Annotated in this window: 11 protein-coding genes and 3 tRNA genes; 4 read left to right on the top strand and 10 right to left on the bottom strand. The window is 43.4% G+C overall.

The features are described 5' to 3' along the window. Positions 1-51: 51 nt before the first annotated feature. The 3 genes from def to KIH41_RS07265 are packed head-to-tail and all read right to left on the bottom strand — an operon-like array spanning position 52 to position 1,774. Complete coding sequence (def, locus tag KIH41_RS07275) at positions 52-606, bottom strand: peptide deformylase (protein WP_213943445.1); 555 nt, start codon at positions 604-606, stop codon at positions 52-54. After that, positions 603-1,016, bottom strand: coding sequence for a Holliday junction resolvase RuvX (gene ruvX, locus KIH41_RS07270; RefSeq protein ID WP_213943444.1), 414 nt, complete (start codon positions 1,014-1,016; stop codon positions 603-605). Before ruvX ends, def begins: the two co-directional genes overlap by 4 nt. Further along, positions 1,016-1,774 (bottom strand): hemerythrin HHE cation-binding protein, encoded by a 759-nt coding sequence (locus KIH41_RS07265; protein ID WP_214162008.1) that lies wholly within the window; start codon positions 1,772-1,774, stop codon positions 1,016-1,018. Before KIH41_RS07265 ends, ruvX begins: the two co-directional genes overlap by 1 nt. Positions 1,775-1,974: 200 nt before the next feature. On the opposite strand from KIH41_RS07265, the gene KIH41_RS07260 reads away from it, so the two are divergent. From KIH41_RS07260 to KIH41_RS07250, 3 genes are all read left to right on the top strand, one after another. Further along, entirely contained in the window at positions 1,975-3,606 is a 1,632-nt protein-coding gene (locus KIH41_RS07260; RefSeq protein WP_214162132.1) for a S41 family peptidase, read from the top strand. A 74-nt stretch (positions 3,607-3,680) separates the two neighbouring features. Continuing rightward, on the top strand, positions 3,681-4,136 hold the full coding sequence (locus KIH41_RS07255; RefSeq protein WP_246539009.1) for a VOC family protein: 456 nt from the start codon (positions 3,681-3,683) through the stop codon (positions 4,134-4,136). Positions 4,137-4,288: 152 nt separating this feature from the next. Continuing rightward, positions 4,289-4,522 carry a hypothetical protein gene (locus KIH41_RS07250; protein ID WP_214162007.1) on the top strand — a complete coding sequence of 78 codons (234 nt, stop codon included), beginning with the start codon at positions 4,289-4,291 and terminating at the stop codon, positions 4,520-4,522. A 475-nt stretch (positions 4,523-4,997) separates the two neighbouring features. On the opposite strand, the gene KIH41_RS07245 is transcribed toward KIH41_RS07250, so the two are convergent. Beyond that, positions 4,998-6,962: a M1 family metallopeptidase gene (locus KIH41_RS07245; RefSeq protein ID WP_214162006.1), complete on the bottom strand. Its 1,965-nt coding sequence runs from the start codon at positions 6,960-6,962 to the stop codon at positions 4,998-5,000. 157 nt (positions 6,963-7,119) lie between these two features. On the opposite strand from KIH41_RS07245, the gene KIH41_RS07240 reads away from it, so the two are divergent. Further along, positions 7,120-8,967, top strand: coding sequence for a TonB-dependent receptor plug domain-containing protein (locus tag KIH41_RS07240; protein WP_214162005.1), 1,848 nt, complete (start codon positions 7,120-7,122; stop codon positions 8,965-8,967). A gap of 36 nt (positions 8,968-9,003) precedes the next feature. On the opposite strand, the gene KIH41_RS07235 is transcribed toward KIH41_RS07240, so the two are convergent. The 6 genes from KIH41_RS07235 to KIH41_RS07210 all read right to left on the bottom strand — a co-directional run bounded on the left by KIH41_RS07235 (position 9,004) and on the right by KIH41_RS07210 (position 11,535). Further along, positions 9,004-9,606, bottom strand: coding sequence for a hypothetical protein (locus KIH41_RS07235; RefSeq protein WP_214162004.1), 603 nt, complete (start codon positions 9,604-9,606; stop codon positions 9,004-9,006). Between the two features lie 230 nt (positions 9,607-9,836). Further along, on the bottom strand, positions 9,837-10,091 hold the full coding sequence (locus KIH41_RS07230) for a GIY-YIG nuclease family protein (protein ID WP_213943437.1): 255 nt from the start codon (positions 10,089-10,091) through the stop codon (positions 9,837-9,839). 47 nt (positions 10,092-10,138) lie between these two features. After that, positions 10,139-10,213, bottom strand: a tRNA-Val gene (locus KIH41_RS07225). 157 nt (positions 10,214-10,370) lie between these two features. After that, positions 10,371-10,448 (bottom strand) — tRNA-Val (locus KIH41_RS07220). Between the two features lie 46 nt (positions 10,449-10,494). After that, a tRNA-Val gene (locus tag KIH41_RS07215) sits at positions 10,495-10,572 on the bottom strand. Between the two features lie 141 nt (positions 10,573-10,713). After that, a complete protein-coding gene (locus tag KIH41_RS07210; protein ID WP_214162003.1) occupies positions 10,714-11,535 on the bottom strand; it encodes a hypothetical protein in 822 nt (273 codons plus the stop codon). Positions 11,536-11,609: the final 74 nt, after the last annotated feature.

The raw sequence follows: 11,609 nt of genomic DNA, 5'->3' as shown, positions 1-11,609 counted from the left end.
GAAATATTTCTCTGCGACCTTTGCGTCTCTGCGGTTAGATTATCGTGATTCTTATCTTAATGGGTAAACCATACGGTAATCGGTGGCAACTTTACCTTTGCTCACGTCGATCAGTTTGCTTTTGATCAGTCTTTTCTTCAAGCCCTTGACATAATCGACAAAAAGAATCCCTTCCAAGTGATCATATTCATGCTGGATCACGCGGGCGGTCATTCCGGAAAATTCCTCCTCCTGAAGATTCCAGTTTTCGTCGAAATATTCAATGGTCAGTTTTTCGGGGCGGATGATTTCAGCCCTCACATCGGGGATACTCAGGCAACCTTCCTCAAACCCGAAATGGTCACCGTATTCGTCCAAAATGATCGGGTTGATAAACGCACGGCGTATGCCTTTCTCTTCTTCCTCCTCATCCAGCATCAAGGAACTGTCAATTACGAAAAGGCGGATCCCTTTGTTGATTTGGGGGGCAGCAAGACCAACGCCAGAGGCATGGCCCATGGTATCAAACATATCGGAGATCAATCCGGAGACATCATCTCCCTCCTTGATTTCTTCAGCTTCTTTTTTAAGTATAGGGTTTCCGTAAGCAACGATCGGATAAATCATAATTGATCTAGGTAGGTTTGTAATATGATGGCAGCGCTGACTTTGTCCAGGTTGCCGGCTTTTTCTTTTCTGTCTTTTTTCTTGCTTCCCATGGCGATCATGGATTGCATGGCCATTTTGGAAGTAAATCTTTCGTCTACTAACACGACCTTTTTATCGGGGTATTTGTTTGCCAGCCTGCCTTTAAGATTGATGGCTGGCTGGGTCATCTGGGTATCGGTACCGTCCAGTGACTTGGGATGGCCCACTACAATGGTGTCCACATCCTCTTTGGAAATATAGGCCTCCAGATAGGGAAGCAGGTTTTTGGTTTCTATGGTCTCCAAGGGATTTGCTGTAATCTTCAGCATATCGGTAACGGCCAAGCCGGTCCTTTTTGTTCCCAGATCTATGGCTATAACTCTACCCATCAGTTGGATTGGATTTTAATTTGCACTTTTCTTCTCACTTCCTTTTCCAGCTCCAAAGCTTTGGGAAACAACAGGTCGTTTTCAATTTTGGCATGAACGGCCAGCTCGGCTTCAAAGTTCTGCAGGTGATAATACAGCACTTTCAGTTCCATCGGCGCATTGGCCTCCAGTTGGTAATCATTGGTCAGCTTGCGGATCCCTTCCATTTCATCATCATGCACCTCGTGGGCATGCGCCAAATGGGTTATGCTTTTGGCCTCCAAAAACCTCAAGGCATCAACCAGGTTATAATCCCCTTCCTCCAGATGGTGCAACAAAGCGATTCTTTTGAACAGGGTATCCTCCTCCTCGTGAATGTGGTGCACGAAATCATCCACAAACAAGGGAAACATCAGCCCCATATCAGCAAGCAACTCCTTGTACTTTCCCTCCACACGAATTCCCGCGATCATGTTGGAAAGGAATGGAAGCTGCTGGCATACAAAGTCGTAATGCTTTTTCCGGAGGTATTCCACCAACACTTCGATGGGGTGAAGATAGAGTTCTTCGGATGAGGGTTCTTTCTGACCAGCCCATTTTTCAAGCTCGGCCATCACTTGGGCGGCTTTTACGCGGAATTTGCGGCAGACATCCTCGAGAGATTTTTCCTTATATTGGAAAAAGCTGATACCGAAATAATGCAGAACCGCCGCAAAGACGTAATTATCTTTGACAAGATCTGCAATGGAGGGATTAGAACTGTCTTTAGCATTCGGCATACAATTACAAAAGTAAAATTTTTTGATGTAAAAAGAGGTTAAAATGGTCACCGAAATTGATTTTCTTACGTTTATAAAAACGAAATAGGGTAAAACCTTGTTAAGTTGTATATTTGGAAATATGCTTATTCCATCCTTTTTTAATTTATTAGCCTAAAGATACTGTGAGCGAAGAAAGAAATAAAACCAACCACGAAGACGTGAATCAAAAGAAAAACACCTCAGCTCAAATCCGTTTGCCGATTATTTTGGCCTTGGCCATTTCTGCTGGTATTTGGATCGGAGCGACATTTGCCGAACCGAAATCAGACCGTAATGATCTGAAAGCGGCCCTTTATAAAATCCAAGAAATCATCACTTATATCAACAGGGATTATGTGGACAGTGTCAACACTAATGAACTTGTCGAGCATGGTATAGAAAAGATGTTGGAAAAACTGGATCCGCACTCCGCTTATATTCCAGCCAAAGATGCCCAGCTTGCCAAATCCCAATTGGACGGTGAGTTTGACGGTATCGGTATCGAGTTTGGTGTATTGAGGGACACGATTTATGTGGTGGCCCCACTTACCGGTGGACCATCCGAGAAAGTAGGCCTGCAGTCCGGTGACCAGATCATCAAGGTTGACGGGGAAACAGTGGCGGGCACTGGGGTGACCAATAGAGATGTGTTTGACCTACTGAGAGGACCAAAAGGCAGCAAGGTAGAGCTTACCGTTAAGAGAAAAAACAACAGGGACCTTCTGGATTACTCTATCACCAGAGATAAAATCCCTCAATACAGTGTCAATGCCACCTACATGGTAAACAATGACATTGGTTACATTAAAGTAACCAGATTTGCCGCCACTACTTATGATGAATTTAAGGCTGCGGTGGAAGAATTGAAGGAAAAAGGCATGAGCAAGCTTATCCTCGATCTGCAAGGCAACCCTGGAGGCTATATGGGAGCAGCTATCAATATGGCTGATGAGATTTTGGGTGAAAACGCCATGATCGTATCCCAACAAGGCAAATTGAACAGATACAACCAGAAAGCCTTTGCTGTGAAGCCTGGCATATTTGAAGACGGCTCCGTGATTGTTTTGATCAACGAAGGCAGTGCTTCTGCCTCTGAAATTGTGGCAGGTGCCATTCAGGACAATGACCGTGGGCTGATTGTGGGTAGAAGGTCATTCGGGAAAGGGCTTGTTCAAATGCCAATTGACCTTTCTGATGGTGCAGAGCTAAGATTGACTATTGCCAGATACTATACACCTTCCGGTAGGTCTATCCAGAAGCCATATGGTGAGGGTGAAGATTATAGTAAAGACTGGATAAACCGCTTAGAGCATGGTGAATTTTTCTCTGCTGACAGCATCAAATTTGACGACAGCTTGAGATACGAGACCAAGGGAGGAAGAGCCGTATATGGCGGTGGTGGCATCATGCCGGATTACTTTGTCCCGTGGGACACCACTATGAACAGTCCATATGTTGGCAAACTTTTCAGCACTGATTCGGCAAGGGAATTCATTCTAGGTTACGTTGACAAGAACAAAGGCAAATTTGACAACATGTCCTTTGAGGAATATTACAACAACTTTGAGGTGTCTGAATCCATGCTACAGGAGTTGATCAAAATTGGTGAAGAAAACAAAGTCAAGTTTGACGAGAAGGATTACAAGAAATCTAAAGACTATTTGAAGATTCTTGTCAAAGCGCATATGAGTAGAAATATTTATGATGATAATGCCTTCTATAAGATTGTCAACGACATCAACGAAGTTTATCAGCAGGCCTTGAATCTATTTGATGAAGCCGCTAAACTGGCTTTTCAAGACAACAGATAAATATTGATATGAAAAACAAAGCGGGTAGATTATTCTATCCGCTTTTTTATTGCCCAATCTTTTAACCTACAAAAATGAAAAAGTTAATTTTCAGCTTTTGCTTCTTTACAACTTTAATTATGAACGCAACCGCCCAAGATCTCCAGGTTAGGCTTAACCACATTGCCCTTCAGGTAAAGGAACTAGAGACCAGCCGAGACTTTTACAAAAATGTAATAGGCCTGCCTCAAATCCAAGATCCATTCAATGATGATATCCACGCATGGCTCGACATGGGAGGCAGCCAGCTCCACCTCATCGAAGGAGGCATTGATGAGGGCGAGAAGGACAAAAACAACCACTTGTGCTTCAGTGTAAATGACATGGAAGCTTTTATTCAACAATTAAAAAAACATAACGTCACCTTTTCCGATTGGCCTGGCGAAGAAGGTGCCATCACCGTCCGCCCCGACGGGATCAGGCAGATATACTTCAAAGATCCCGATGGCCATTGGATTGAAGTGAATGATGATCACGGTTCTAATAAATAAATCCGAACAAGAAACCGATGGATACTATCAATTCTATCAGGTAATTTGGAGAAAGAAAGCTATTGGTAAATAATAACTTCTTGAATTATTTTAATAGAAAATCTTTAACGATTAAATAGCCGTTATTACTTGGAGAACAAACTGAAATAACCATGGGAATCAAAGAGAAAATAATCGAAAAAGTCCAAAACATAGAGGATGAAGACACATTAGAACATCTACTGGAAATCATAAATGCTGAACTAGGTTTAGAGGAGGAAGTGTATCAACTCAGCCAGGAAGAGAGAGCTTCAATCTTAGAAGGAGAGCAAGATATAAAAGAAGGAAGAACGCATACCCAGGAAGAAGTCCGCAAAATTACCGACGAATGGTTCAAAAAGAGGTAATATGGTCTTCTAAGGCCGTTTTGGACAAAATTAAAATCCAGAACAGATCTTCCAAAAGTCAGAGTTAAAATTGTCAATCACTACCTGATGTTCTATAAAATAGAAACTCAATTCATCGAATTATTGCGAATCAGGGATTCAAGAAGAAAACCAATAGGGTAAAGCTAGCACTAAAGAAAAACAAAATCCCCGTGCAAAGTAATGGGGCTAATCGTAAGATAGGATAAATTAATCATTATGCTAGCCCACTCATAAACAAAGGCTACCCAATCAAGGGTAGCCTTTTATCATTCTATCATATACTATTAAGCTGCAACTATGGTCAATTTAATAGCAATCCAAATCCGCTCCACTATCCCAATACCCCTAGTGGACCCGACGAGGACCCGACGAGGAGGCGAAGAGGAGGCGAAGAGGAGGCGACTTGGAAGTAAGTTTCCCTTCAGATTACGGTAAACTTACTCATTGCATTAACTTAGTCTTCGTTATTGTATAAATCGCTAGGCCATCTATCATTGCTACTGTTGATATCTGGCAGCACGCGGTCAGGATCGATCTGAATAGAGGTGATTTTCTTGTCGGTTTGGATCATGTGGTTCCAACTGTCCCCTCTTTGCCAAATTTCCACTGGAAGCGTTTTTCGCTCTTTGGAGCCATCATCAAAAGTGATCTCCATCAACACCGGCATGGGAATGTCTCCACGGTTTGAGATGGCCACCACATAATTTCCAGGGCCATAAGGGTAAACACCGTCAATGGCCAAATCAATGTTTTCAGTCCCATAGAACCAACCATTCCAGAACCAAGACAGGTTTTCACCGGCAACGTTCTCCATGTGGTTGAAGAAGTCATTTGGTTGTGGATGCTTGAATGCCCAAGTTTTGATATACGACTTAAAGGCATTGTCGAAGCGCTCCTCTCCCAGGATGTATTCTCTCAACATGATCAAGCCCATGGCCGGCTTCATGTAGGCGATCATTCCCAGGTTACGGGTATTGGCCACGTCAGGATACGTATCTATGCCTTCTCTGTCTTTGCTGGTCAGCCAGTTGGTGAACCTTCTCGTCTGGTTCAAGGTAGAGCTGTATTCTCCTTCATTAAAATCAAGGGTGCTGTAGTGATTGATGAATGTATTGAAACCTTCATCCATCCAGGCATATCTTCTTTCGTTGGTACCCACAATCATTGGGAACCAGTTGTGTCCAAACTCGTGGTCGGTCACTCCCCAAAGCGATTCGCCGGTAGACTCATAGCCGCAGAAGTTCAAACCAGGATACTCCATCCCTCCTATATCAGCCGCCACGTTTACGGCAGCAGGGTAAGGATATTCATACCATTTTTCCGAATAATGCTCAATCGAGGCTTTGCTATACTCGGTGGACCTGCTCCAGGCATCTTCCCCATCGCTCTCCTTAGGGTAGGCTGACTGGGCGATTATCTTTTTGCCGCTAGGCAAATTGATTTTGGCGGCATCCCAAATAAAGGCCTTGGATGATGCAAAAGCAACATCTCTGGAATTGTTGATCTTGAAATGCCAAGTTACCTTGCCATCCTGACGGGGACGGGTAAGGCTTGTATTCCCCACCTCATCTGGACTGATGATATAAACGGTGGAATCACTATCGGCAGCTCTGCTTAACCTGTTTTGCAGCTCTCTCGGCACTACCTGATTGGTATTTTGAAGAGCACCTGACCCTACCACAATATGGTCATAAGGCACCGTCACTTTGTAATCAAAATCCCCATAACCTAGATAAAACTCTCCTGCGCCAAGATATGGCTCTACGTTCCAACCTGTCACATCATCAAATACAGCTACTTTGGGATACCATTGGGCCAAAGCGTAGATCACACCATCTTCAACTTCCAATCTTCCCATTCGGTCCATTCCCTGAACAGGGATTTTGAATTTGAAATCCATGGAGATGGTAGCCTGTCCACCATTGGCAGAAATTGGCTCTTCCAAGAAAACCTGCATTCTGGTGTCATCGATTAAATAACGATTGGAGGCGGCTCCTCTCCTTCCCACTCTTGCACTTACATTTTGGATTTCAAACCCACCATCAGTATCGCCAGAGTAGCGGTTGCCTTGAATGGGGGTTGTTAATGTCCCCCTGCTGTCTTCTTTGAATCTGTTTTGCTCCAAATGAAGCCAAACGAAATCCAGGTCCATGGGACTATTGTTGTGATAGGTGATCGTCACCGTCCCGGCCAAGGTATGCTCATCCTCATCCAGTTCTACCTCCATGGCGTAATCAGCGCCATTTTGCCAGTATTGAGGCCCCGGTGTACCCATTGCCGTACGGTATGGGGATCCTTGTCTATAGGTAAATTCATTGAATTTCTCCTGCTGGGTGGTGTTGGCTTGCTGCGCATCCACTGCGGTCAACATCCCCACAAGAGAACAGGAAAGAAAAATTTTCCGCCAAACGTTCTTCATGATGTATATGGAATTTTTGTTATCCTGCTAAAATAGGAAAAATTTATCAGGCTACAGGCCATATAGCCCCTCAACTGAAGAAAATGCAAAAAAATTGCATTTAGCATTTTGACATTTCCCTACCTTTGTAGGCTTAACCAACCCTTATTATCTCAATATGCGCAAAGTTTTACTTAGCATGATTTCACTGAGCATGGCTTTCGGAGCTAAGGCCCAGCAAGATACCACTACGGTTGAGTTATCGGAAGTGGTGATCAAGGAAAACAGGATGGAGATCCCTTTTAACAAAACCTCCCGAAACGTCAGCATCATAGCGCGGAAGGCTATTGAAACCACCCCCGCCAGAAGCTTGCAGGAAGTGCTTTCTTTCACCCCTGGGGTGGATGTGCGGCAGCGAGGCATCAGCGGGGTACAGGCCAGTGTGGGTATCCGCGGCGGTAGTTTTGAGCAAACGCTCATGCTGCTCAATGGAATCAAGCTTACCGACCCACAGACCAACAACCATATGATGAACATTCCCCTACCCCTTCAGGGAATCGATCGGGTGGAAGTATTAAAAGGTCCCGGCTCAAGGATATATGGGCAAAATGCCTTTGCGGGGGCGATCAATGTCGTGACTACTTTACCTGAAACAAAAAGCCTAAACTTCCAAGCCTATGGAGGCGGATTCGGATCAAGGGGCGCAAGTTTGGTTACCGCATTGCCATTGGCGGGTGGAAAATATAAGCAAACCTTGAGCTTCAGCCACGACGCATCGGATGGTCACTGGCACAATTCAGACTTTAAGGTCAGCAACCTATTTTACGAAGGAGGCCTAGACCTAAACCAAAACAACGAACTGAAGGTAATGGCAGCCATCAGTGACCGTACCTTTGGCGCCAATGGATTTTATACAGACGCCTTCCCGGACCAATGGGAAAGCTTGCAGACCGGTTTGGCTGCGCTAAGTCATACCTATCAAAAAGATGCCGTATGGGTACAAACAAGAGCATACTGGAGGAGAAACTACGATGAATTTAGACTCAGAAGGTTTGAACCGGATTTTTTCACAAACAACCATGTATCGGATGTATTTGCCCTGGAAGCCAATGGCCGCTACGAGCATAGCCTAGGCACCACCGGTTTCGGTGTGGAAGGGCGGAAAGAAATGATCGACAGCAACAATCTTGGGCAAAGGGAACGGGATTTCCTGGGCGTGTTTGCTGAGCATAGAATAGAGTTTCTTGAAAAATTTGATTTTAGGGCAGGCCTTTACTCCAATTACTTCGACGAGTATGGATGGAAGCATTTCCCCGGTGCGGAATTGGGCTTTCAGCTAAGCAACAGTTCAAGGTTTTACACCAACTATGGCATCAGCTTTAGAATCCCCTCCTTTACCGAGTTGTATTATGAGGACCCAAGCAACCTGAGTAATCCAGACCTGCAACCTGAGCAGGCCAGAAGTTTTGAAATAGGCTATATTTTCACCAAAGAAGGCTTCAGGTTTGAAACCGTTTATTTTAACCGATTTTCCGACAACTTAATTGACTGGAACAGGGCTCCAAGCGATGAGGCCGTAAATCCGAACCGCTGGACACCTAGAAACATCAGCGAGGTGAAATTTAACGGTTTTGAATCATCCATAGCCTATGCCCCCAATTGGGGTGGCACCAATGCCATGCTAAAGGAAGTTTCATTGTCTTATAACTTTATTGATGCCACATTGAGCCAGGCCGAGGGGGTAGAAAGCCGCTATGCGTTGAATGCCTTGAGAAACCAGTTTATTGCTGGTCTACAGGCACAATTCACCGAGAGGGTTGAACTTACCCTGAAAGGCCGATACATTGAAAGAATGGCGCTTGACCCCTATTTTGTAATGGATGCAAGAATGGATTTTAACCGTATGAGGACCTTTGGTTTTTTTGCGGAGGTATCCAACATCACGGACACGGAATACATCGAGGCGGGATTCGTACAAATGCCGGGCCGTTGGGGCCGGGCAGGAATTACGGTAAACCTCTATTAAATTAAAAGCTCCCATCTGGCCAGATGGGAGCTTTTTTTACCTTGGGTATTGGGCAAAAGTTCTGGGGTTAGAAATTAAGCCTTTCGCATGAAGGTCTTTTCCCAAATTACTGGCAAATCTATCCATGACATTCATACTGCTGTGAATGGGAGCTCCATGGGCCCCTATTTGGGCTAGATAGACGTTTGACAGGTTATTTTTATCAATCAGGAAGCATTGAAATTCCATATTGGATCTAAATACAGAGTCCCCGTCGATGAACACCTCATCCTGATAAATTGCCCGGGCATTTACCACCAAGATACCGTCTACATCAATTTCGCTCAGCTTATTCATGAAATCCTGATAGCTCACAGGCCTGTGAATGGCAAAAAACTGGTCAGCACTGAATATCCTTGTGCCTGCTAGGTTTCGGGAAATGGACTGTCCCAGATCTCTTCTGAATTTTTCCTGTGCCAGGCTGTTAAATTTGCCATATAGCACATAGTTGTAATTCTCCTCATCCCAATCATAGAACATCTCCTCAGAGTCAGAGTAGAGCAACAATATTCTTTGATACTTCATCCCCTGGCTGTCTGGGTCTAGTAAATGGCTGTTAAGGTTGACGGTGGCGCAACTGGCAAATATTAATGAAATCAAAGATAATAAGAGAGCTTTAACCATAAAAAAAGAATTAGTTTCCAATTAGTTAAACTCCCTAAAACCAACGTAGGTTACGTCCTTATCAATATTTACTGGTAAAAAACCATAAATACATATTGAAAAAATAATAAAAAAAGCCTCTAAAAGAGGCTTAAATGTGGGAGTTGAGGGATTCGAACCCCCGACTCTCCCGCCCCGTAGGGTCGGGATGCTCTGAATCAACTGAGTTAGGTTTTTGTGTGAATTAGCTTATTAATTCTATCCTTGCTTTTCCATTTTTTTATTTCTAATTCCCGCTGGTAGGCTAGAGACTTCTCTGAAAAAAATTCTACGTGCACAACTTCCCAATCTTTTGCTTTTGAGGTAAACCCTGAATGCCCCGCTAAGTGTTTGCGTAATCTTTCCTCTAAAAGTTCAGTGGTATGTCCAATATAAAATTTAGAAAGTTTTTTGGAAAAAAGTATGTATAGCGTAGCATCCATAAAAAAAATTAAAAACCAAAAAAGCCCCATAAAATGAGGCTAAAATGTGGGAGTTGAGGGATTCGAACCCCCGACCCTCTGCTTGTAAGGCAGATGCTCTGAACCAACTGAGCTAAACTCCCAAAATGTTTCTGCTTAACAATTCTACCTGAAATTTGAGTTGAGGGATACGAACTCCCGACTCTCCCGCCCCGTAGGGTCGGGATGCTCTGAACCAACTGAGCTAAACTCCCAAGAAATGTAATTTTATTTTAAAATCTCACCATCTGTAAGATTCAATGGTGGGAGTTGAGGGATTCGAACCCCCGACCCTCTGCTTGTAAGGCAGATGCTCTGAACCAACTGAGCTAAACTCCCAATAAATCTAATTTTATTTTAAAATCTCACCATCAGTAAGATTCAATGGTGGGAGGTGAGGGATTCGAACCCCCGACCCACTGCTTGTAAGGCAGATGCTCTGAACCAACTGAGCTAAACTCCCGTTTTTTTTGCTTCATTACCGTTGTAATGGGATTGCAAAGGTAGCTGTAAATTTGATTGCTGCAAATTTATAAAGCTAAAATCTCAAGGTTTGTTTTTAAGTTATTGATAATGAACTGAAAAATTTACCAACAAATCCTAACTATTCCCAGCTGTTATAAATAGGGTCAGTATTGTGATAGAGCGTATACCCTTTTAAGCTTGACAAGGTGTACTGGGAATTAGCCCAATTCCCTTGGTGGGTTTTTCTCAAGACCATACTTCTATGATGTCCGGGAAAGAAGATTTCCGCTTTTGTATTATCCGTATTGAAAATCAGGTAGGCAGGCTCTTGACCTTGCTTGTTTATGGGCCTTAATTTAGTCTCAACTTGCTCAGGTGTGTATAGCGCTAAATTAACTTGAGAGTACAGTTCATTGGATTCACCAGTACCGGTCATAACTGGAGAAAAACAATCCGTTTTCTTTAATGTAGGTGAGGAGGAATAATCCAGTTGATTTACATTTCTAAATGTTTTTCCATCAGAACTCAAGATTCCAAACCCTTCCTTTAACTCACCCTGCTCATATCGAAAGGCAACCTGTCGTACCCTCTCTTTCCCTTCCACACGAAAGGTATAAGTCCCTATTAGCATATCACCTTCAATATGGCCTTCAAAATATCCCGTATTCCGACCTTTACCTACTCTGTCATAGCTCAGGCTACCTTCCACTCTTGAATAGTTCTTCTTTACTTCAAAAGCGATCGTGCTGCCATCACCACTAAAACTGTAACAGCCAGGTGTAAACTCCGAATTCCATAAACTCAACTTCTCTTGGCTGCCTGGTTGACAAGATGCAATTGTCAATAAGCAAGCTAACATCATCACGTATTTCATCAAGGGCTTGTTTATTCTATAGTCTGAAAAACGTGAAAAAAAAGAAAGAAGCCAAGACATTGATCTTAAAATATCTAAAACAAGCAAAAATTATATTTATCTAAAAATAATACATGAAAATATGAGTAAAAAATATAATTATACAACGCTTTCTAGAAGAC

It is taken from the genome of Litoribacter ruber (genome assembly GCF_018500185.1).
Lineage (GTDB): Bacteria > Bacteroidota > Bacteroidia > Cytophagales > Cyclobacteriaceae > Litoribacter > Litoribacter ruber.
The sequence above is the reverse complement of the archived record's forward strand: the minus strand, read 5'-3'. Positions and strand labels throughout refer to the sequence as shown.